Origin of the sequence: Microbacterium arborescens (assembly GCF_030369635.1) — a bacterium.
In the GTDB taxonomy this organism is placed as follows: Bacteria; Actinomycetota; Actinomycetes; order Actinomycetales; family Microbacteriaceae; genus Microbacterium.
The window spans coordinates 1,703,669-1,725,461 of record NZ_CP128474.1 but is presented as its reverse complement, the minus strand read 5'-3'; the positions used below and the strand labels follow the sequence as shown (position 1 = coordinate 1,725,461).

Annotated in this window: 21 protein-coding genes and 1 tRNA gene; 7 read left to right on the top strand and 15 right to left on the bottom strand. The window is 68.8% G+C overall.

All coding sequences use genetic code 11. From position 1 onward, the window contains the following. The first annotated feature begins 78 nt into the window (after positions 1-78). Positions 79-816 carry an alpha/beta fold hydrolase gene (locus QUC20_RS08255; RefSeq protein ID WP_289329561.1) on the top strand — a complete coding sequence of 246 codons (738 nt, stop codon included), beginning with the start codon at positions 79-81 and terminating at the stop codon, positions 814-816. Between the two features lie 116 nt (positions 817-932). After that, positions 933-1,193, top strand: coding sequence for a 30S ribosomal protein S20 (rpsT, locus tag QUC20_RS08250; protein ID WP_112614742.1), 261 nt, complete (start codon positions 933-935; stop codon positions 1,191-1,193). A gap of 61 nt (positions 1,194-1,254) precedes the next feature. On the opposite strand, the gene holA is transcribed toward rpsT, so the two are convergent. Both holA and QUC20_RS08240 read right to left on the bottom strand, forming a co-directional pair. Further along, complete coding sequence (holA, locus tag QUC20_RS08245; protein ID WP_120262608.1) at positions 1,255-2,295, bottom strand: DNA polymerase III subunit delta; 1,041 nt, start codon at positions 2,293-2,295, stop codon at positions 1,255-1,257. 42 nt (positions 2,296-2,337) lie between these two features. Further along, on the bottom strand, positions 2,338-3,453 hold the full coding sequence (locus QUC20_RS08240) for a zinc-binding alcohol dehydrogenase family protein (protein WP_289329560.1): 1,116 nt from the start codon (positions 3,451-3,453) through the stop codon (positions 2,338-2,340). An 88-nt stretch (positions 3,454-3,541) separates the two neighbouring features. Here QUC20_RS08240 and QUC20_RS08235 point away from each other — a divergent pair, with 88 nt between their 5' ends. Next, positions 3,542-4,141, top strand: coding sequence for a TetR/AcrR family transcriptional regulator (locus QUC20_RS08235; RefSeq protein ID WP_289329559.1), 600 nt, complete (start codon positions 3,542-3,544; stop codon positions 4,139-4,141). 11 nt (positions 4,142-4,152) lie between these two features. Here QUC20_RS08235 and QUC20_RS08230 read toward each other — a convergent pair whose 3' ends face one another. From QUC20_RS08230 to QUC20_RS08195, 8 genes are all read right to left on the bottom strand, one after another. After that, positions 4,153-6,483 (bottom strand): ComEC/Rec2 family competence protein, encoded by a 2,331-nt coding sequence (locus QUC20_RS08230; protein WP_259455166.1) that lies wholly within the window; start codon positions 6,481-6,483, stop codon positions 4,153-4,155. Then, entirely contained in the window at positions 6,480-7,094 is a 615-nt protein-coding gene (locus QUC20_RS08225) for a ComEA family DNA-binding protein (protein ID WP_289329558.1), read from the bottom strand. The genes QUC20_RS08230 and QUC20_RS08225 overlap by 4 nt, the downstream gene beginning before the upstream one ends. Before the next feature lie 68 nt (positions 7,095-7,162). After that, complete coding sequence (gadC, locus tag QUC20_RS08220) at positions 7,163-8,722, bottom strand: glutamate/gamma-aminobutyrate antiporter GadC (RefSeq protein ID WP_289329557.1); 1,560 nt, start codon at positions 8,720-8,722, stop codon at positions 7,163-7,165. An 11-nt stretch (positions 8,723-8,733) separates the two neighbouring features. Next, positions 8,734-10,107: a glutamate decarboxylase gene (gene gad, locus QUC20_RS08215; RefSeq protein ID WP_289329556.1), complete on the bottom strand. Its 1,374-nt coding sequence runs from the start codon at positions 10,105-10,107 to the stop codon at positions 8,734-8,736. A 205-nt stretch (positions 10,108-10,312) separates the two neighbouring features. Continuing rightward, positions 10,313-10,828, bottom strand: a complete 516-nt coding sequence (locus QUC20_RS08210; RefSeq protein ID WP_289329555.1) for a DUF4395 domain-containing protein — start codon at positions 10,826-10,828, stop codon at positions 10,313-10,315. Between the two features lies 1 nt (position 10,829). Next, positions 10,830-11,258 (bottom strand): TlpA family protein disulfide reductase, encoded by a 429-nt coding sequence (locus QUC20_RS08205; RefSeq protein ID WP_289329554.1) that lies wholly within the window; start codon positions 11,256-11,258, stop codon positions 10,830-10,832. 71 nt (positions 11,259-11,329) lie between these two features. Continuing rightward, the gene (leuS, locus tag QUC20_RS08200; RefSeq protein ID WP_289329553.1) at positions 11,330-13,912 is read right to left on the bottom strand and encodes a leucine--tRNA ligase; all 2,583 of its coding nucleotides are present in this window, start codon (positions 13,910-13,912) and stop codon (positions 11,330-11,332) included. Positions 13,913-13,964: 52 nt separating this feature from the next. Further along, entirely contained in the window at positions 13,965-15,314 is a 1,350-nt protein-coding gene (locus QUC20_RS08195) for an anthranilate synthase component I family protein (protein ID WP_353105729.1), read from the bottom strand. A gap of 51 nt (positions 15,315-15,365) precedes the next feature. On the opposite strand from QUC20_RS08195, the gene QUC20_RS08190 reads away from it, so the two are divergent. The 4 genes from QUC20_RS08190 to QUC20_RS08175 are packed head-to-tail and all read left to right on the top strand — an operon-like array spanning position 15,366 to position 18,767. Beyond that, entirely contained in the window at positions 15,366-16,046 is a 681-nt protein-coding gene (locus QUC20_RS08190; RefSeq protein WP_289329551.1) for a DedA family protein, read from the top strand. A 4-nt stretch (positions 16,047-16,050) separates the two neighbouring features. Further along, complete coding sequence (locus QUC20_RS08185) at positions 16,051-17,085, top strand: App1 family protein phosphatidate phosphatase (protein ID WP_120262614.1); 1,035 nt, start codon at positions 16,051-16,053, stop codon at positions 17,083-17,085. Between the two features lie 55 nt (positions 17,086-17,140). After that, positions 17,141-17,848 (top strand): SOS response-associated peptidase, encoded by a 708-nt coding sequence (locus QUC20_RS08180; RefSeq protein ID WP_289329550.1) that lies wholly within the window; start codon positions 17,141-17,143, stop codon positions 17,846-17,848. Between the two features lie 37 nt (positions 17,849-17,885). Next, entirely contained in the window at positions 17,886-18,767 is an 882-nt protein-coding gene (locus tag QUC20_RS08175) for a 3-methyladenine DNA glycosylase (RefSeq protein ID WP_434543632.1), read from the top strand. A 397-nt stretch (positions 18,768-19,164) separates the two neighbouring features. On the opposite strand, the gene QUC20_RS08170 is transcribed toward QUC20_RS08175, so the two are convergent. The 5 genes from QUC20_RS08170 to QUC20_RS08150 form a co-directional block, all read right to left on the bottom strand. Further along, positions 19,165-19,237: transfer RNA gene (locus QUC20_RS08170), tRNA-Ala, on the bottom strand. 27 nt (positions 19,238-19,264) lie between these two features. Then, positions 19,265-19,654, bottom strand: a complete 390-nt coding sequence (rsfS, locus tag QUC20_RS08165) for a ribosome silencing factor (RefSeq protein ID WP_120262616.1) — start codon at positions 19,652-19,654, stop codon at positions 19,265-19,267. Further along, positions 19,651-20,919, bottom strand: coding sequence for a hypothetical protein (locus QUC20_RS08160; protein WP_289329549.1), 1,269 nt, complete (start codon positions 20,917-20,919; stop codon positions 19,651-19,653). Before QUC20_RS08160 ends, rsfS begins: the two co-directional genes overlap by 4 nt. Continuing rightward, positions 20,916-21,512: a nicotinate-nucleotide adenylyltransferase gene (gene nadD / locus QUC20_RS08155; RefSeq protein WP_120262618.1), complete on the bottom strand. Its 597-nt coding sequence runs from the start codon at positions 21,510-21,512 to the stop codon at positions 20,916-20,918. Before nadD ends, QUC20_RS08160 begins: the two co-directional genes overlap by 4 nt. A gap of 10 nt (positions 21,513-21,522) precedes the next feature. Further along, positions 21,523-21,750, bottom strand: coding sequence for a hypothetical protein (locus QUC20_RS08150; RefSeq protein WP_120262619.1), 228 nt, complete (start codon positions 21,748-21,750; stop codon positions 21,523-21,525). Positions 21,751-21,793 lie beyond the last annotated feature (43 nt).

The following is a 21,793-nucleotide window of genomic DNA, read 5'->3' as shown; positions in this document are numbered from 1 at the left end:
ATGACCGGTCGCCCTCACTCGTCCATGAGCTTGCTGAGCAGCTCCCCCGTGCATGCTTGCGATCCCTAGGGTGGAGACATGACCGCACAGGTGGTGCTTGTGCACGGGATCAGAACGTCGGCGACGATGTGGCGCGCCCAGGTCGCCCATCTTCGAGAGCGCGGCATCCCCGTCACCGCGCTCGACCTGCCCGGGCATGGTACCCGGATGGCCGAGACCTTCACGTTGGACGGCGCGTTCGCGACGATCGACGATGCGGTTCGGGATGCCGCCGAGCGCGGTCCGGTCCTGCTGGTCGGTCACTCGATGGGCGGGCTGCTCAGCACCGCCTACGTCGGGCGAGAGGAACGTCCCCCGGTGTCGGCGTTCATCGCCGCATCCTGCACCGCGATCCCCCGTGGATTCGGCCTCGCGGTGTACCGAGCCCTGGCCCTCGGGTTCGATCGCCTGCCGGGCCGTGGCCAGCGGATCACCGACTGGGTCCTCGACCGCACGCTCCCCGTCGAGACCCGGCCGGACTTCGGCGCCGGCGGCTACGCCTACGACGCGCAGGACGTCGCGCTGGCCAGCCTGTCGGTGCTCGACCTGCTCGCGGCGATCCGACGGATCGATGTGCCGACCTGGTTCGTGAACGGTCAGTACGACCAACTGCGCGTCAATGAACGGCTGTTCGCGAAGCTCGCGCCGGATGCCGAGCTGATCGTCGTCCCCCGCACCAGTCATCTCGTCACGGCGATGCGTCCTCGCGTGTTCAACGCCGTCCTCGATCTCGCGCTCGCCACCCTCGCCGATACCGGTTCACGCGACGCGACCTGATAGACTCTCAAGTCGGCTTGCCGTGTGGGTTCCTCCCTCACACGACCGCCGTGCGGCATCCCTCTACTGTCGTCCGGCACATCCACCGAAAACTCCGAACGAAAGATACGTCGAACGTGGCGAACATCAAGTCGCAGATCAAGCGCAACAAGACCAACGAGAAGGCGCGCGAGCGCAACAAGGCCGTCAAGAGCGCGCTGAAGACCGAGGTGCGTCGCACCCGCGAGGCCATCGCCGCCGGCGACAAGGCCGCTGCCGAGAAGGCGCTCGCGAAGGCTACGAAGAAGCTCGACAAGGCCGTGAGCAAGGGCGTCATCCACGAGAACCAGGCTGCGAACCGCAAGTCTGCTATCGCGAAGCAGGTCGCCGCTCTCTGAGCCGTCACTGTCGAAGGCCCGTCCCCGCATGGGGCGGGCCTTTCGCTTTGCCGCCGCGCGTTCAGGACCCGTAGGGTGCCCGCGTCGCGATGACGGTCACGAGCCGCTCGACAGCGAAGACCGGGTCGCGCGAGGCACCCTTCACCTCTGCGTCCGCGCGGGCGGCCGCCTGGATCGCGGTTGCGAGGGCCGACTCCGTCCAACCGACGAGGTCGCGCTTGGCTCGATCGACCTGCCAGTCCTTCATGCCGAGGCGGGCGGCCAGTGCGCCCGATGGTTCCCGCGAGCCGGCGACGCGCGCCATGGTGCGCAGCTTCGACGCGATGGCGGCGACGAGGGGAACCGGATCGGCACCGCTGGCGAGAGCATGACGCAGCGTGATGAGCGCTTCGCCGTAACGACCTGCGATCGCGGTGTCGGCGACGGCGAAAGCGGTCGTCTCCACCCGGCCGCCGTAGTACCGCTCGACGACTTGGTCGCCGATGTCGCCGGGCACATCGGAGATCAGCTGCTGACACGCGGCAGCGAGCTCGGTCAGGTCGTCGGCGAACGCCGACACGAGGGTCCGCAGGGCCGACGGCGCGATGCGCTTGCCGGCTGCCTTGAACTCCCCCGCGGCGAAGTCGAAACGGTCGGAGTCGCGCTTGATCGCCGGCACCGAGATCTCGACACCGCCTCCCGTACCCGAGCGGATGGCTTCGAGCAGCTTCTTGCCGCGGACACTCGCGCCCGTGTGCCGCAGCACGATCGTGGCGCCTTCCTGCGGGTTCTCGAGGTAGGCGAGGGCCTCGGCGAGGAAGGCGTCGGAGCACTTCTCGACACCGGCGACGCGCACCAGCCTCGGCTCGCCGAACAGCGACGGCGACGCCATGCCGAGAAGGGTGCCCGCGGCGTAGTCGTCGGCGCGGATGTCGGAGACCTCGAGACTCGGGTCTTCGGCCTTCAAGTAGTCGCGGAGACCCGCGATCGCGCGCTCGGCACACACCTCTTCAGGACCCGCGACGAGCACGATCGGAGCCGGTTCGGGGGCACGCCACGAGAGCTGCCTGATGGCCGACTTCGCAGCGCTGCGGGCGGCAGGACGGCGGGGGCTCGGCGGCATGCTCCCAGCCTAATCGCGACCACAGACCCCGTGCGGTGGCCGTTACAGGCGGACCACGAGCTTCCGTGCGGAAACACCGTCGTGGAGCAGGTTCAGCGCGTGTTGAATGCTCTCCAGGCCCTCACCGACGATCTCCGGGTCGGGCGCACAGATGTGTCTGCCCGCCGCGAGAGCCGCGGGCAGGTAGTCCCGCCAGAGCATCGGACCCACGTCGTTGCTCATGAGTGAACTGCCCCAGACGAATCGGGCCGTGACGCCGTGTGCGCGGGCTCGGACCTGGGTCGCGAGTTGCGACAGCCCGATCCTCGCCATGGTGCGCAGGAACGCCACGCTGGGACCGCCTCGCCGCGGGAGTGTCGTGAAGGCGACCGGCGGGCTCAGCAGAGCGACGCGTCGAGCTCCGCCGGCTGCCGCAATCCTCACCGCCGCATCGCCGGAGCCCGTCCCGATCGCGACGACGCCGACGAGCGGGCTCCGACCGATTCCGGCCACGACGTCGGCGACCGCCCCGGGCTCGTTGCGATCGACGACGAGGTGGGCACCGAGCTCACGCACCCGGGCCTCGCTGTGCGCTGACGCGATGGCGATGACGCGATAGCCCGCCGCAACCGCCAGCTGGATTGCGTTGCTCCCCACGCTCGTCGAGCCGCCCCACACGACCACGGTCTCCCCCGTCGGCCGCGCTTGTGCCGTCGGGGAGCGGAGTGCGAGCTGGTCGTCCTGGAAGAGCGCGGTGGCGGCGGTCGATACGGCGAGGGGCAGCACCACGGCTCGCTCGAACGGAAGGCCGTCGGGCAACGGGGTCGCCAGGTCTTCTCTGACGACGACGTAGAGCTGGAAGGCGCCCTCGGCTTCGTGGCGCCGGCCGCGCTCCATCCCGACGGCGTACGCAGCCACACGGTCTCCCACGGCGAAACGCGTCACCCCCGGCCCGACAGCGGCCACCTCACCGGCGACATCTTCGCCGAGCACCGCGGGATACCCGAGCCAGCGATACATCAGGTTCCCGGTCCACTGCTTGACGTCGTCGAGCGGGTTGACCGCGATCGCGCGGCTGCGGATGAGGATCTCCCCCGCTCCCGGCTCATGCATCGCGGCGGGTTCGACGACGAGATCCGCTCGTGGGGACGGGAGCCAAGCGGCGGTGTTCGGGGGCATGCGGGCTCCGATTCGGAAAGTGATGACACGCAATGTCATAGGTCGCGCACCCATGATGACACATCATGTCGTCAGGTAGGCTCGCGGTATGCCACGCTGGGCCCCCGATGCCGCGCTGCGCCTGGAGCAGGCAGCGGTCGAGCTGTTCCGCGCGCAGGGATATGCGCGAACGACGGTTCCGGAGATCGCGGAACGGGCGGGCCTGACGACCCGGACGTTCTTCCGGCACTTCCCCGATAAGCGCGACGTGCTCTTCCTCCGGGAACGGGAGTTCCCGGATGTCGTGGTCGAGCTGCTCGCATCGGCGCCCGCCGGGCTCGATCCGATGGCGCTCGCCATGCACGGTCTGCTCGCGGTGACGCCGGAGTTGGAAGCCTGGCGGGAGGGGATCCGTGAGCGTCGGATCATCATCGCGTCGGATCCGCACCTCATCGAACGAGAGCGATCGAAGTCTGCGGCGTTGGCGGGCGCGATCCGCGAGGGGCTGCTGCGGCGCGGGGCGGAGGAGGTCGATGCGGCCCTGACGTCCATGATCGTTGCGGGGTTGTTCGATACGGCGCTCGATCTCTGGACCGCCGCGGATGACGCGGCATCGCTCGCCTCGATCATCCTCGACCTGCACGCCAGGATGATCTCTTTCGCGAACGCGGGCGGCGGTGCGGCCCACGGCTCGCCGGGCGTCGACTGACATCGCCTCGATCAGGACCTCGCTGCGACGCGCTCGCGCCACACGCGGATGCCGTCGTCGGTCACGGTGAGCGCGGCTGCCCCGGTCTCGTCGGTGCGGACGATCTCGTGGCCGAGCGAGCGCAGAAGCGCCAGGGTCTCGTCACGCGGATGGCCGTAGGAGTTCTCCCCCACCCCGATGAGGGCGACACGCGCGTCGAGACGGCGATACAGCGATGCCGATTGGTCGGCGCTGCCGTGGTGCGACACCTTCACGACGTCGTAGGTCGCGCGCAGCGCGGCTCCGAGGGTGAGCTGGGGTCTTTCGGACAGATCGCCGAGCAGCAGCGTGGCGGGAATGCCGCCACCACGAACATCGATCACGACGCTGGTGTCGTTGCCGGGGGCGAACGCGTCGCTTCCGGGGCGTGGCCACAGGACCTGCCATTCAGCGTCACTCAAGAGGCCGGCCATACCCGCGGAAGCCTCGACGATGTTGCCACCCGCACCGGAGAGACGCGTGAGGAGCGCCTGCTCCTTCGGATCGGCCACCGGGCCGTGCAACACCGTCCCGACGCGTCCCACGATCGCGTCGGCGCCTCCGACATGGTCGAGATCGAAATGCGTCAGGATCAGCAGATCGACCCGCTCGACGCCGAAGCGGTCGAGGCATGCCGCCAAGGCAGCGGGATCGGGGCCGGTGTCGACCAGCGCGACGGTGTCGCCTGATCGGAGGAGCACGGCATCGCCCTGTCCCACGTCGCATTGGGCGACCGCCCAGTCGTCGGGTGTCCGCGCGCGCTCGAGCGGCCCGGTCACGAGGGCGGATCCCGCGGCTGCGCCGGCGACGAGGGCGACGAGCCCAGCCGAGACCCCGCGAGTCCGGCGGGGCGTGCGGGGAAGAACGGAGAGCAAAAGGGCTGCGCAGAGCACCGTGGCGAGCGCCACCCCCGGGGTATCGGGGAGCCAGTCGATGGAGTTGCCGGGCATGACGTCGACCGCCTCGGCGGTGGCGGCGATCCATGCGCAGGGAAGCCAGGCGATGACGGCGAGGCCGCTCGCCAGCCACGGCATCCCGACGCTCAGGCACGCCGCGAGACCGGCGATCGTCGCCAGCGGCGCCGCCGGTGCTGTCAGCGCGTTGGCGAGCACGGCGTACACGGGCAGCCTGGGGTCGATCATCACCAGGATCGGAGTGCATGCGAGTTGCGCCGCGGCGGGCACCGCGATAGCGAGGGCGAGAGGGCGCGGCATGGCGCGGTGGAGTGAATCGCTGACCGGACCGGCGAACAGGACGAGTGCTGCGGTGGCGGTCGCCGACAGCGCGAACCCGATGCTGCCCGCGAGCCAGGGATCGGCGATCAGACAGAGCACGATCGCGAGGCAGAGAACGGAGGCCCCCGCGCCCGCGCGCCCGAGCAGCGCTGCGAGCATCGCGATGGCGGCCATGGCAGCCGCCCGCACCACGCTCGGCTCGGGTGAGACCAGGATCACGAACCCGGACAGCGCGGCGAGCCCGATCGCGACGCGCCAGGGGCGCCGCAGCCCCAGCATCCCGGCGCCGACGAACGCGATGCCGACCACCAGAGCGCAGTTCGCCCCGGAGACGGCGGTCAGGTGGGAGAGCGACGCGGTCTTCATCTGCGCGTCGAGTTCCGCGGTGACAGCGGCGGTGTCGCCGACAGCGAGGCCGGGTACGAGCCCGGCTCCAGGCTGCGGCAGCGATGCGGCTTGCTCGATCAGCGCCTCGCGAAGCGTCGCGGCTAGAGCGAGCGGGCCGTGCGGCGTGGAGAACACGCTCGGGGGCGCGGTCGAGGTGACGACGAGGACCGCCCGCTCCCCCGCCCGGGCGGGCGAAGCCGAGCCGGTCAGCGACACGGCCGAGCCGAGGTCGAGCCCGGCGGGACGTGCCGGCGTGCGCACGATGATCGGGACCCTGACCGCGACGTCCGCATCGCCAGCATGCACTCGGCTCGTGATGGCGTCGAAGCGCCAGCCCGTCGGGGAGGCCTCGATCTTGCCCGTCACGTCTGCTTCGATGACGACCATGCGACCGCCGCTGAGCGGAAGGGCGAGCGCCTGATCGCGATCGGGCACGTTCATCGCGACCACGGACACCGACCCGGCCGAGAACGCCACCGCGACAGCGGCGATCGCGATCCACGTCGGTCGTGGCCGAGCGTCGCGACGGCGTCTGCGGGCCAGGACCGGCAGCCCGGGTAGCAGCACGCACGCGGTGGCCCACAGTACGCCGGCCAGTGCGACCGCGAGGTCGGGACGATTCGTCGCGATGAGCGCGGCGGCCCAGACGCCGAGCGCTACGGGCAGCATCCGAAGGTCACGGCGGCGGACGCGCCCGCTCACACCCGCACCCGATCGCGCAGCGCCTCGAGCATCTTCTCGCCGATGCCGGAGACCGCCAGCAGGTCATCGACACTCGTGAAGCGCCCGTTCTCGGTACGCCAGGCGATGATCCGTTCCGCGAGAGCCGGGCCCACCCGCGGAAGGGTGTCGAGCGCCGCGGCATCCGCCGTGTTCAGATCGACGACGCCGTCGGGGGCCGTTACGCCTGCGCCGCCCCCGCCCGCGGCATCCGGCGGCGGCTCCTGGCCGGGCTCGGGGACGAACAGCTGCTCGCCGTCGGTCACGGCGCGGGCGAGATTGACGCCTGCCGGATCGGCCGCTGAGCTGAACCCGCCCGCCGCCGCCACCGCGTCGACGACCCGTGCGCCGGCGTCGAGTCGGTAGAGTCCGGGCGTCACGACCGCGCCGTGGACGTGAACGTACACGGCGTCGTCGCCGACGTCGTCAGTGACGGCGGTCGGGGTGACGACGGGCGTCACCAGCGCGACCGGTGCAGCGAGTGAGCGTACGACGCCGATTCCGACGGTGACCGCCGCGGCCGCGAGGATCAGCACGATCAGCGCGCCGACTCCCAGGCGGCGCCGGGCCGGAGCAGGATCGTGAGCAGTCACGCCGTCAGGCTAGGCGCGCTGCCCCCGACCATACGGTGTCCGGCTGCTGCCTCGGGACGCCGCAGACCTCACCCCGTCTGTGGAGGGCTCGACGAGGGATCCGGGCGCCGCCGACTGCTCGGCGCTGTTCCGCCACCAGCAGCGGCGGGTGCGTCCGCCTCATGGGTGACGGGAACGCTCTTGTCCTCCGCGGTGCGCATGTCCCACGACGGCTTGCGCACGGCGTAGAAGATGAGCGGCGGAGCCCCGAGGACGATGATCACCAGCCCGACGATCCAGGGATACAGCGCCGGCGAGAAGGCGCTGAACCCCGACGGCGGGATGAACGAGAACACGAACGCGGCGAGGCTCGCGAGGAACCCGACGCCGGCGACCAGCCCCATGGCCGGTACCCGGTACGTGCGCTTCACGCCCGGCTGCGTCCGTCGGAGCACGAGCGCAGCGGCGAACATCATCATGTACATGATCAGGTAGAGCGCCGCGGCCATGTCGATCAGTGCCACGAATGCCGCGCTCACGTTGGGAACAACGATGAAGATCGCCGCCAGGATCGTGACGATCGTGCCCTGAAGCATGAGGATGCCCGACTGCACGCCGGCCTCGTTCTTCTTCTGCAGCAGCGGCGGGAGGAGCCCGGTCTCCGCTGCCGCGAGCACGCCCTTGGACGGACCCGCGATCCAGGTGATCACCGAGGCGAGAGCGCCCGCCGCGATGAGCGCCGACATCGTGGCCGTCGCCCACTGCCCCACGCCCCAGTGCTGGAAGTACTCCTGGAACGCGAGCATGATCCCGTTCGTCAGTCCGAGCTCCTCCTGCGGCACCGCAACCGAGATGGCAAGGGTCGGCAGGATGAACACCAGCAGGATCAGGATCGACGAGATGAGGATCGACCGCGGGAATCCGCGGCCCGGGTCCTTCATCTGGTTCACGTGCACCGCGTTGACCTCCATGCCCGCATAGGCGAGGAAATTCGACACGATCAGCACGATCGATGCGATGCCGGTGAACGGCGGGATCACCGCGTCGGGCGTGAGCGGCACCTGGCTCTTCTCGCCGGTGAAGACCCAGATCGCTCCGAAGACGATCAGGATGGCTGCTGGGAGCAGCGTACCGAGGATGCCGCCCCAGGAGCCCAGCTTCGCGAAGAGGTTTCCGCCGCGGAGCGTCACCAGCGTCGAGCCCCAGTACAGCACGAGGATCACCACAGCCGTGAAGAAGCCCGAGCTCGACAGTGACGGATCGAGGAAGACGAACGCGAGCGCGGCGGCGATGAACGCCAGCTGCGTGGGGTACCACACGACGTTCTGGATCCATTGGAGCCAGACGGCGGTGAAGCCCCAGCGGTTGCCCATCGCTTCACGGATCCAGACGTAGATGCCGCCTTTCCAGCCCGTTGCGAGCTCTGCCGCGACCAGTGCTGTCGGAATCAGGAAGAAGATTGCCGGGAGGATGTACAGGGTCACGCTGCCGAGGCCGAAGACCGCCATCGCCGGCAGCGAGCGGAGACTCGCGACGACGACGAGCGTCAGCAGCGCGAGTTGGCCGACACCGAGGTAGGTCGTGACGCTCGACCGAGGTGCCAGGGGATGGTTCGGCGTCGTACGGGGGGATGGCTGAGACGTGGACATGACGACGCGCCTCAGTGGTGGAACGCCGAATTCGCGGCGGCCGTGGGCATGGGCGACTGCAGGCCGTCGAGGTACGCCACCTCGCGCTGGATGTCGGCCAGCAGCGACTGGGCGAGATCCATGCTCAGCCCATTGCGCACGACGATGCGCTGCACCGTGATGTCGGTGAGATCGTCCGGCATCGGATAGGCCGGCACCAGCCAGCCGCGCATCCGCAACCGGTCCTGCAGGTCGTACAGCGTCCAGTTGTCGGTGTGTCCTTTCTTCAGACGCCACGCGAACACCGGGATGTCGCTGCCGTCGTTCCACAGCTCGAACGCATCGAGCGCGCCGATCCCGGCGGCGAGATACTTCGCGACGTCCTGCGACTCCTGTTGAACGGCACGGTATCCCTCGAAGCCGAGCCGGAGGAACAGGTAGTACTGGAGCAGCACCTGAGCGCCCGGCCGCGAGAAGTTCAGCGCGAACGTCGGCATCTCACCTCCGAGATAGCTCACCTGGAAGACGAGGTCTTCGGGCAGCCACCGCGCTTCGCGCCATACGACCCAGCCGAGGCCCGGATACACCAGGCCGTACTTGTGGCCCGAGGTGCTGATCGAGTGCACCCGCTCGAGACGGAAGTCCCACACCAGGTCGGGCTGCAGGAAGGGGGCGATCATCCCACCCGATGCGCCGTCGACGTGAATGGGGATGTCGAGACCGGTGCGTTCCTGGATCGCGTCGAGCGCCGCCGCGATCTGCGCGACGGGCTCGTACATCCCGGTGTACGTCACGCCCATGATCGCCACCACGCCGATCGTGTTCTCGTCGACGTATTTCTCCAGGTCGTGGCCGTCGAGGGTCTTGTGCTCCTCCGTGATCGGAACGAACCGGGGCTCGACGTCGAAGTAGTTGCAGAACTTCTCCCAGCACACCTGCACGGCGCTCGACATGACGAGGTTCGGAGTGGACGCGTCCTTGCCCTGCGCCCGGCGGAGCTGCTGCCAGCGGCGCTTGAATGCGAGCCCGCCGAGCATGCATGCCTCGGAGGAACCGATGGTCGAGGTGCCGATGCTGTGCCCGGCATCCGGCGAGTTCCACAGATTGGCGAGCATCCGCCAGCAATTGTCCTCGATGGCCGCGGTCTGCGGGTACTCGTCCTTGTCGATCATGTTCTTGTCGAAAGACGAGGTGTAGACGTCCTTCGCCTCGTCATCCATCCACGTGCTCACGAACGTGGCCAGGTTCAAACGTGCATTTCCGTCGAGGATCGTTTCATCCTCGACGATCTGCTTCGCGGTCGCGGGAAGCGATTCGTTTTGGGGAATCACGTGCCGCGGCGCACCCTTCGCCTCCGTGGGCCTGGTGAACAGAGGGGCTGCCGGGCTGATCGTCTCGTCGTTCATTTCGTCTCCTCATTGCACGCCGAATAGAGGCGGCGAGGGGTCGACCGTGTCCCCGCGGTCGAAGCCGCCCCTGTGAATGCCACCCAAGCTAGGACGGGCCTCCAGGCGTCACAAGGGGGGTCGACGACACCGCGAATCGACCCCGAACCTGGAGCTCGGAAACCGGATCAGACACAGAAAACGGAGGAGGTACGGTCAGATCGGGCTACGCCCGCGCGCGCCCGACAAGACCCGCCCGCTGCAGCAGCAGATACATCTCGCAGCCCAGGCAGAAGCCGAACGCGGCATTCAGGAATGCGGCTGCGAACGCGAGCGCAGCGGCGATCGGCAACGCCCACGGAACGCCTGCGAGATGCAGGAGCAGTCCCGCCGCCGTCACCGTGAGGCCCACGCCCTGCGCGAAACGCGGCGGACGCGCGTCCTCGAACTCTCGCGGGGGTGACAGGCGTGGCCGGACGACGCGGCGGAAGAGCACAGCCCAGGGCGCGGTCCGCGGTGACACGACGCCCCACAGGAACAGCAGTGCCGCGAGGAGCACGAGCAGGAAGCCCGCGTCGACGACCCGATCGGCGAGTGGCGCTGCGGCCAGGCGCCATTCTGCGCCGGCCGGCGCCGTCGCGATTCCGAGCAGCGATGCGAGGAAGGCTGCAAGCAGCAGGATGGCCGTGATGGATGCCGCGAAGCGTGGCGCACGGACGTCGAGACGTTCGATCGCGGTCATCTCACACCTCCTGCAGCAGACGGGTGAGCTCGGTCTCGAGCGCGGACCGATCCGGGACTCCGCCCGTGCGCTGACGCACCCTCCCGGCGCTGTCGAGCACGAGCACCGTGGGTGTCTGCATGACATCGAACCGGCGAGTGAGGTCGCGACGATGCGTGAGGTCCACCTCCACGTGTCGGACGCCGTCGTGGTCCCCCGCGAGCGACGTCAGCACGCGCCGCGCCGCTGGGCACCGAGAGCACAGCTCGGTGCTGAACTGCAGCAAGGTCGCGGACCGGCCGAAGGCCGGCGTGCCGACCATCGCGGGAGTCAGGAGCTCACCGTCCGCGACGTCGTGCGTACGACCGCGCGAGCGCCGGAAGATCACGCCGATCGCCGCGACCAAAGCGACGAGCACGATGGTCACGACGACGGCGGGAATCGGCTGCACGATCGCCACGGTAGCCCGCGGGCGATCGCGGCGGGGAAGTGTGTCACCCTGTGACGACTCCCCCGCCGTCGTCAGCGAGCGGTCGTGAAGCTGACCACCTTGGGTGCGCGCACGACGGCGCGTGCGATCTCACGGCCGTTCAGCGCACGGATGATCTTCTCGTCGCCCCGGGCGAGCGCCTCGAGCTCATCGGAAGAGACCTTCGCCGAGACGCTGAGCGTGCCGCGGACCTTGCCGTCGATCTGGACGACCGCGGTGACGGACTCCTCGACGAGGAGGGTCGGGTCGGGCTGGCGCCACACGGCGAGGCCGACGAACGGCTCGTGGCCGAGCGTCGCCCACATCTCCTCGGCGGTGTGCGGCGCGAACAGGTCGAGGATGACCGCGATCGCCTCTGCCGCCTCGCGGACGGCCGGGTCGGACGCTCCGGCACCGCTGTCGATGACCTTGCGGGTGGCGTTCACGAGCTCCATGAGCCGCGCGACGACGACGTTGAACTTCGTCTGCTCGACCAGCCCCGGTGCATCGGCCCACAGGCGGTGAGTGACGCGGCGGAGCGCAGCATCCCCTTCCGCCCAGACGACGTCGATCTCGCTGTCGACGTCGGCGGCGACGCGCAGGGCACGGGCGAGGAACTTCGCCGCTCCCGTCGTCGAGACATCGGCCCAGTCCTTGTCGTCCTCGACGGGGCCGGCGAAGGCGAGTGCCACGCGCAGGACGTCGGCGCCGTGCTGCTCGAGCTCCTCCTGGAAGAGCACGAGGTTGCCCTTGCTCTTCGACATCTTCGCACCGTCGAGGATGACCATTCCCTGGTTGATGAGGCTGGAGAACGGCTCGGTGAACTCCACCTGGCCCATGTCGAACAGCGCCTTGGTGATGAAGCGCGCGTAGAGCAGATGCAGGATGGCGTGCTCGACGCCGCCGATGTAGAAGTCGACCGGGCCCCACTTGTCGGCCTCGCGCGGCGCGAAGGCCTGTCCGGCGTCGTTCGGCGACAGGAACCGCAGGAAGTACCACGAGCTGTCGACGAACGTGTCCATCGTGTCGGGGTCGCGGTGTGCCGGCTCGCCCGTCTCGGGATCGGTCGTGGCGACCCAGTCGGTCGCGGCGCCGAGGGGCGACGCGCCCTTCGGGGTGAGGTCCAGTCCCTCGACGGAGGGCAGACGCACCGGCAGCTCCTCCGCGGGGACGGGAACGATTCGACCGTCATCCGTGTGGATCATGGGAATCGGGGTTCCCCAGAACCGCTGACGTGAGATCAGCCAGTCACGGAGGCGATACGTCTTGGCCGCGCGCCCGGTGCCGCTCGCGGTCAGCTGCTCGATGGCGCGCGCGATGGCGTTGCGCTTGCTCAGCCCGTCCAGTGCGCCCGAGTTGATCATGCGCCCGTCGCCCGTGAGGGCGACACCGGTGCGGGCCGGGTCGATGTCGTCGATCGCGGGCGCCGAATCGAGCGGCACGCCCTCGTCGTCGAGCTCGATGACCGGCATCGCACCGGTCACCGGGGCGGTCGTGTCGACGACGACCCGCACGGGCAGGTCGAAGGCGCGCGCGAAGTCGAGATCGCGCTGATCGTGGGCGGGAACCGCCATGACCGCGCCGTGGCCATAGTCGGCCAGGACGTAGTCGGCCGCCCAGATCGGCAGTCGCTCACCGTTGATGGGGTTGATGGCGAAACGGTCGAGGAACACACCGGTCTTCGGCCGGTCGGCGGTCTGCCGGTCGATCTCGCTCGTCTTCTGCACGGTCTGCAGATACTCGCGGAAGCGCTGCTGCACCTCATCCGACGAACCCTCCGCCAATTCGGCAGCGAGGTCGGAGTCGGGTGCGACGACCATGAAGGTCGCACCGTGGAGCGTATCGGGGCGCGTCGAGAACACCGTGACCTTCTCGTCACGACCCTCGATCTCGAAGTCGATGTCGGCGCCGACCGATCGGCCGATCCAGTTGCGCTGCATCTGGATGACCTTCTGCGGCCAGAAGCCCTCGAGCTGGTTCAGGTCGTCGAGCAGTCGATCGGCGTACTCGGTGATCTTGAAGTACCACTGCGTGAGCTTCTTCTTCACGACCTCGGCACCGCAGCGCTCGCAGTGCCCGTCGACGACCTGCTCGTTGGCGAGCACCGTCTGGTCGTTGGGGCACCAGTTGACCGGGCTCTCCTTGCGGTAGGCCAGTCCCTTCTCGTACAGCTTCTGGAACAGCCACTGGTTCCAGGTGTAGTACTCGGGGTCGCTCGTGTGGAGCACGCGGCTCCAGTCGAACGAGACGCCGTACTCGTGCAGGCTCTGCTTCTGCTGCGCGATGTTGTCGTAGGTCCAGGCGCGCGGGTCGGCGCCGCGCTTGATCGCGGCGTTCTCCGCGGGCAGCCCGAAGCTGTCCCATCCGATCGGGTGCAGCACGTTGTAGCCGCGGTGGCGCCAGAAGCGGGCCACGATGTCGGAGTAGAGGTAATTCTCGGCGTGCCCCATGTGGAGGTCGCCCGAGGGGTACGGGAACATCGCCAGGACGTACTTGCGGGGACGCTTGTCGTCGTCGCCGCCCGCGCGGAAGGGATCGGCGTCTGCCCACGCGCGCTGCCACTTCGCCTGCACGGCGTGGGCGTCGTAAGCGGCGGAATCGGGCGTGTTGGCGCGATCAGTGGAGCTGTCGGTCACGGGTGAACCAATCTGGGAATGCGAGAAAGGGCGCGAGAGCACCGCTTCCAGGCTACCGGACCCGCTCCCGCCACCGGGGCGGCAGCTCCGCACCGAGCGCGGCCAAGGGCGCCCGCGCTTTCAGCGCGACCTCGTCGACCTCGGCTTGCGGCTCGGATCCCCAGGTGATGCCGCCGCCGGCCCCGACGTAGGCGTGCTCACCGGCGACCACGATCGATCGGATGATCATGGCGAGATCCGCGTCGCCGTCCGTGCCGACCCAGCCGAAGCATCCCGCGTACGTACCTCGAGGCGCGTCCTCGAGTTCGCTCAGAATCGTCATCGCCGAGAGCTTCGGTGCACCGGTCATGCTCCCGGCGGGGAAGGTGGCGGCGAGAACCTGAGACAGGCGCGTACCCGGCTGGATCGCGCCCGACACGCTGCTGACGAGCTGATGGACGGTCGGGTAGGTCTCCACCTCGAGCAGACGCTCGACGACGACTGATCCAGGCGCGCTGACCCGCTGCAGGTCATTGCGCATGAGGTCCACGATCATGACGTTCTCGGCGCGCTCCTTCGGACTCGAAACGAGGTCGCGCACGAGCCGCGCATCGGATGCCGCGTCGCCGCCGCGCGGTCGTGTGCCCTTGATCGGGCTGGTGAGCACGGCGCCACCGGCAAGTGCGAGGAACCGTTCCGGGCTCGCGCTGATCAGAGCCCGCTCTCCCGAGCGGATCAGTCCGCCGTGGTGCGAGGATGACGCCGCCCGCAGCCTCAGGAACACGGCGAGCGGGTCGATCGGGCGATCGTCGCGGACCGAGAAGCGCGTCGTCAGGCAGAGCTGGTACGCGTCACCCCGCCGAATCGCGAGCCGGCATTCCTCGACGAGCGCGGCATACCTTTCAGGATCCACACGGGCCGCGGCGACGAGGCCCCGCTTCTGCGTTCCCGGCGCATCCACGGCATGCGCGACCGACCCAGCGCCGGAGCGGGCTGCGACCGTGGCGCGCCAACCATTGACCTCTGCCGCGAAGTCCTCGATGCTGTCGTCGGGCGCCGAGACCCACACGTGTCGTCGTGCGTGGTCCAAAGCCACGAATCGGTCGACCCGCAGCCAGAGCGCCTCGGGTTCACCGGCATCCGGCGTCGCAGGGGATCCCGCGCGCGATGCCGCAGCGTCGTACCCGACCCACCCGACCCACCCTCCGACGAAAGGTCCGATGTCCCGAGCGCCGCTCCGGCGCGACCGCTGCGATCCGTCGACCACCGGGTCCGGGGCGTCGGCGGGTGCACCCGATCCGATCCAGCTCCAGCCCTCATGCGCGTCGACGCCGGCGTCGAGCCAGAAGACGTGGTCGCCCGGCACCGCGCGCACGAGCTCGGCGGGATCGGTCCAGCCGTCGAGGCAGCGGAAGCTGGTCATCTCGGGCACCGTCACAGGTTATGTCTTAGCCGGCGCCCCTAGGCTCGGAGCGTGAACGAGATCCTCGACTGGATTCTGAACACCGTGCAGAGCATCGACCCGGTGTTGCGCACGGTGGTCGCGGGCATCGCGATCATGCTCGAGACCAGCGCGCTCATCGGGCTCGTGGTGCCGGGAGACACGGTCGTCATCGTCGCCGCGACCGCCGTCGGGAGCGTCGGCGAGGGCTTCGTGCTCGGCGCCGCCGTCGTCACCGGCTCACTCGCGGGCGAGTCGATCGGTTTCGCGCTCGGGCGCTGGCTCGGCCCCCGCATCCGCTTCTCGCGCCTCGGCCGCCGTATCGGCGAGGACAACTGGGTGCGTTCGGAGCTCTACCTCCGTCGCCGTGGCGGTCCCGCTATCTTCCTCTCGCGCTTCCTGCCCGTGCTGCATTCGCTGGTTCCCTTGACGGTCGGCATGAGCGGGTTCTCGTATCGCCGTTTCATCGCATGGACGGCGCCCGCCTGCGTCATCTGGACATCGCTGTACGTCGGAGTGGTCGCGGCCGCGGCGAAGACCTATCGCGAGATCTCCGACAACATCCAGTACGCCGGTTACCTGTTCGTCGGCGTCATCGTGGTCTTCCTCCTGCTCGCCTACCTCATCAAGCGCCTCATCTCCCGGCGCGAGGCACGTCATCTGCGGCTCGAGGAGGAGAAGACCCGACTCGCCGACGGGGACGTGAAAGACTGAAGCGATGGCTTCCTCACCCGCACCACGGAAGAAGATCCTGTGGTTGGCGCGCCTCGAGCGCCGATTCCACTCGTGGCGCGAACGTCGCGCCCGCGCGCGCGGTCAACGACCGACCGTCGCGGCGTATCCCGGCTACGGCGGCGACGGGTGGGTCCGCGTCCTCGGGCGAGTGCTGATCGCGCCCCAGAAGCGCCCCGCGAAGGGCGGCGAATACGCATCGGTCCGCGGCTGGCGCAGCTTCGCGTCGGTCCCCGTGGCCTTCGCGCAGGTGCAGGTCACGATCGCGGGCACGACCCACGAGGTCATCGCCGATCGTGGCGGGGTCGTCGACGTCGAGCTCCCCGGGGCGCTCGAGCCCGGCTGGCAGACGATCTCGATGACCGTCGAGGGTAGCGAGGTCATCGAGACACGGGTCTTCGTGATCTCCGACGACATCGACTTCGGGATCGTCTCCGACATCGACGACACCGTCATGGTCACCGCCCTGCCGCGTCCCTTCGTCGCCGCCTGGAACTCGTTCGTGCTCGATGAGCATGCCCGCCAGCCGGTCCCGGGCATGGCGGTCATGCTCGAGCGCCTGACGCGAGATCGTCCCGGCAGCCCGGTGATCTACCTCTCCACCGGCGCCTGGAACGTCGCACCGACGCTCATCCGCTTCCTGCGGCGCCACGTGTTCCCGTCCGGCCCGATGCTCCTCACCGACTGGGGACCGACCCACGACCGTTGGTTCCGCAGCGGACGCGATCACAAGGCCGAGAACCTCCGGCGCCTCGCGAAGGAGTTCCCGCACGTCCGCTGGCTCCTCGTGGGCGACGACGGCCAGCACGACGACGCGCTCTACACCGCGTTCGCCAGCGAGTACCCCGATCGCGTGCGCGCGGTCGCCATCCGCCGCCTCTCCCCCGCCGAGGCGGTTCTGGCGGGCGGCCGAACCGCGGTGAACGACCACTCCGCCGCGCAGGTGCCGTGGGTCACCGGGTCGGATGGAGCCGCGCTCCTCGACCGGCTCGCCGACGTCGGCGTCATCGCGCGCGACTGAACCGTGACCGGGTGCGGCGCACTCCGATGTTCCACCTGACCCGTACGCTGAAGAGATGTGCGGTCGTTTCGTCGTAGCCCGCGTCGGTTCCGAGCTCGCGAGCGTTCTGCGCGCCGAGGTCGTTCCCGACGACCTCCCCGGACCCTCGTTCAACATCGCACCCACCGCTCAAGCGACTATCGTCCTCGATTCCGCCAAGACCGAGCCGCCCACGCGTCGGCTGGCGTCGGCGCGATGGGGCCTCGTTCCCGGCTGGGCCAAAGATCCTTCGGTCGGATCGCGGGCATTCAACGCCCGATCCGAAGAAGCGGCCGAGAAGCCGACCTTTCGCGACGCGCTCGTTTCACGTCGCGCGGTCGTGCCCGCATCGGGCTACTACGAGTGGCAGGGCGAGCCCGGCGCGAAGACACCTCACTTCGTTCGGCCCGAAGGCGGCGAGCCGCTCTTCTTCGCCGGGCTCTACGAGTGGTGGAAGGACCCGGCACGCCCCGCCGACGACCCCGCGCGCTGGCTGCTGAGCTTCACGATCCTCACATGCGCGGCTGTCGACGGCCTGGCACAGATCCACGACCGGATGCCGCTGATGATCGACGCCGAGTACGCCGACGTCTGGCTCGATCCCACCACCGAGTACCCGGCCGACCTGCTCGACGCAGTGGTCGACGCGGCACCGTCCGTCGTCGACACGCTGACGTGGTTCCCTGTCGGGGCGGCAGTGGGCAACGTGCGCAACGACGAGCCGTCCCTGATCGAGCCTGCCTGACGCGCCGTCGCCACGCACCGGTGTCTATCCTCGAAAGGTGACACTCCGCCTCTCCGAACCCGTGACGCTCGCACCCGAGGTGTGGCGTGAACGGTCCGAGGTGCACGCGGAGCGCGCTGACGAACTCACGGCCGACCACCGCCGTCGTGCTTCCCGCGCCGAGAAGCACCCGGTAGAGGACTTCCTCTTCACCTACTACTCCTACAAACCGGCCGTCCTCCGGCGTTGGCACCCGGGCCCGGGCGTCGTCCTCGAAGGTGCTGCCGACGCACGCGGAGGGTGGCGCTGGTACGAGACAGTCCACGATGACCACGTGCGGGTCGCCGACGAGCAGTTCCGCCACGAACGTGGCTCGCTCTACCGCGGCGTCACCGGCCTCCTGCGAGCGACTCTCGACCGCCCCGCGGCGTTCGGCTGCTTCGGCCTGCACGAGTGGGCGATGGTCTACCGCGCCGATGCGACGCGCCACGAGATCCCCCTCCGGCTGGGGGCGGCGGGCACCGATGCCGTCGTCGAGGCGCATGACCTGCGGTGCACACACTTCGATGCGTTCCGCTTCTTCACCGCCGAGGCCGCACCGCGTAACCGCGAGCCGCTCGATCGCGAGGGCGCCGTCGCGCGGGAACAGCCGGGGTGCCTGCACGCAGGCATGGACGTCTACAAATGGATGCTGAAGCTCGGTCCCCTCGTGCCGGGGCGCCTTCTCCTGGACGCATTCGTTCTCGCTCGCGACATTCGTGAGCTCGATATGCGGGCTTCGCCCTATGATCTGCGTGATTGGGGCTACTCCCCCGTCGCGATCGAGACGCCCGAAGGAAAAGCCGAGTACGTTCGTCAGCAACGGCTCTTGAGCACCCGTGGGCAAGCGCTGCGCCGGGCTGTGCTCGATGTGCTGACCCCGGCCGCTGCGCGCGACTGAATCGTTGGGACGACCTCTCCGGTCAGGGGCCGAGTTGCGATCCGCGCGTGCAGATCGATCCGCCGCCCCACCATTCGAGATGTGACCGCGTCGTCGGGCCGTGTTGTTCCCCGATCCGAGGATGCAGTTGAACGTGTTCCCGGCCCGCGGAATCTCGTACCAGGACGCGGCTCGGGCCGATACGGCGGTGGATCCCTCGCCGCTCGTTCCAAGGAAACGGAAAGGATCATCGTCGACTCGAATTCGCGTGCATGCCTCGCATTACCTGCAGGGGCGCATCCGGTGAATTCGATGACCGATACAGGTCGCCTGGCGTCCGCATAAGGGACCTGTCGTGCACGACAAGAGGCGAGACGAAAAAGCCCCGCCGATGGCGGGGCCTTTCATCTTTGTTCGGTGGACCTGAGGGGACTCGAACCCCTGACCCCCTGCATGCCATGCAGGTGCGCTACCAGCTGCGCCACAGGCCCGTGGTTCCCGCTCTCGCGGCAACTCATTTAGCTTACAACATCTCCGGGTGTGCTCGTGACCACGGCCGCCTCGATGGGGATGACCGGGCAGTCCTTCCAGAGGCGCTCGAGGCCGTAGTACACCCGCTCCTCCTCGTGGAAGACGTGCACGACGAGGTCGCCGAAGTCGAGCAGCACCCAGCGCGACTCGGTGCGTCCCTCGCGGCGCAGACGCTTGTGACCGGCTTCGAGCATGCCCTCCTCGACCGCGTCGGCGATCGCGGCGACGTTGCGCTCGCTGTTGCCGCTGACGAGAAGGAAGGCGTCGACGAGCGGAAGGGGCTGCGACACGTCGAGGGCGACGAGGTCTTCGCCGCCCTTGGACTCTGCGGCCGCCGCCGCGACGGCGACCATGTCGATGACTGCTTGTGAACTCATCCGAAGACTCCTGTGAAAAGCGAGACGAGCAGAACGCCCGCCAGGGCGAGGGCGAGCGCCCCCGCGGTGATGGCGAGGGCGACCGTCCAACGGCTGCCCTTCTCCGGTGCCGGCGGACGGATGACGTCCTCGGCACTCTTGATGGTCGAGATGGCCGCGCTCGCGGCGATGGGCGTGGGTGACGATGACGCCGGAAGCTCGCCGTCCACGAGGACCGCGTCGACTTCCTTTCCGTCGGCCACTCCGGGAACGACTCCCGTCGAACCGAAGTTCTCGGGAAGCGAGAAGGTGCCCGTGATGAGGACCTCGCCCGTAGCGGTCACCGGTGCCACCAGCGGGCCCGCGTCGGGGTTCTCGGCCAGGATGAGAGCGTTCGGCGTCGTGAAGGCGCCCGTTGCCGCGGCGCTGCGCGAGAGCAACTGATCGAACGAGGCGGGTACCTCGGTCGCCGTAGCCTCACCCGCGAGCAGATCGGCACCGAGGTCGTTCGACACGACGTGACGCTCGGACTCCTCGTCGTCGCCATGCTCGGCTTCCGCGACTCCGGCATCCTGGTTCTCGGTCTTGGCCTCGGCCTCAGCGGCCGGTTCCCAGGCCCCATCGACAGCTTCGGGAGCGACGGTGTCGTGCTCGGCGTCGTGCTCGACGACTTCCGACTCATCCGCCTCGGGAGCAGCGACCTCGGACTCGCCCGCCTCGTCGGCGTGATCGGCGGCGTCCTCCTCGGGAGTTTCCTCCCCCGGGGCTTCCTCTTCCGGGACTTCCTCTTCCGGGGCGTCGGACGCGGCGTCGGCGTCCGCCCGCTCGATGTCGGCCGCAGCGGCGTCCTCGATCGACGCGCCGTCCTCGACGTGGTCAACGTCCTCGTTCGCCTGTTCGCCGGTCGAATCCGGCGATTCGGGGACGTCGGCGTCAGCGTGATCGGTGTCAGCGTGATCGCCGGAGACCGTCGGGTGCTCTCCGGTAGCCGTCACGACGGGGATGGATGCGGTGCGGATCTTCTCCTGCAAGCGGGCCTGACGACGGGTGAGCGCCGGCGATCCGAGGTCGACCGACGCCTGCGGCACAGGTGCCGGCGGCACCTCCACGGGCTCCGCGGCGCGCGGCAGCGGAGCCGGAGCCGGCGTCGGCGCCTCTCCGACCGCGGACGCGTCGTCGGTGGCGTCGGGGTCGACGATGATCGGGTTGGACGCCGTGTTGCGCAGCTCACGCAGTTGCCGGCGCGTCAGCTGCGGAGTCGATGGCTGTTGCTCGTTGTCGCTCATGCCTTGCTCCGATAGAGATGATGCTTCGCAATGTATTGGACGACCCCGTCCGGGACGAGGTACCACACCGGATGTCCGCGTCCGACGCGTGCCCGGCAGTCGGTCGACGAGATCGCCAGCGCGGGGATCTCGAGCAGGCTCACGTCATCACTGGGTAGTCCGGCACTCGAAAGCGTGTGGCCGGGACGCGAAACCGCGACGAAATGGGCGAGCTCCCACAATTCATCATGGTTCCTCCAGCTGAGAATCTGCGCGATGGCGTCGGCTCCGGTGATGAAGAAGAAGTTCGCGTCGGGCCGCTGCGCTTTCAGGTCACGCAACGTGTCGATCGTGTACGTCGGGCCGTCTCGATCGATGTCGACGCGACTCACCGTGAACATCGGATTCGATGCGGTCGCGATGACCGTCATCAGGTACCGGTGCTCCCCCGGCGACACGAAGGACTTCTGCCAGGGGGTTCCCGTCGGGACGAAGATGACCTCGTCGAGGTCGAAAGACTGGGCGACCTCGCTCGCAGCCACGAGGTGTCCATGATGAATCGGGTCGAACGTGCCGCCCATCACGCCGATACGCGGCGCACGCGTTCCCGTCATCGGTTCGGCCTCAGTGGTGGCCGTTCTCCGTCTGCGTCAGTTGGTTGCCGTGCGCTGCTGCGTAGGCCTCGGCCTTGCCGGCGTGACGGTTGGCGACGTTGCGGTACGACAACGTCACGAGCCCCAGTGCCAAGAAGATGACCAGGGCGATGACGCCGAAGATCATCGTCTCCGCCTGCACGTTGCCGTGGTGCTCCGTCTGCTCGGCGGCGAATGCGGTGATCGTGGCGAGTGTCATCAGGGCTCCGTTCGTTTCGCGCGGCGGCGCAAGTCAAGTTTAG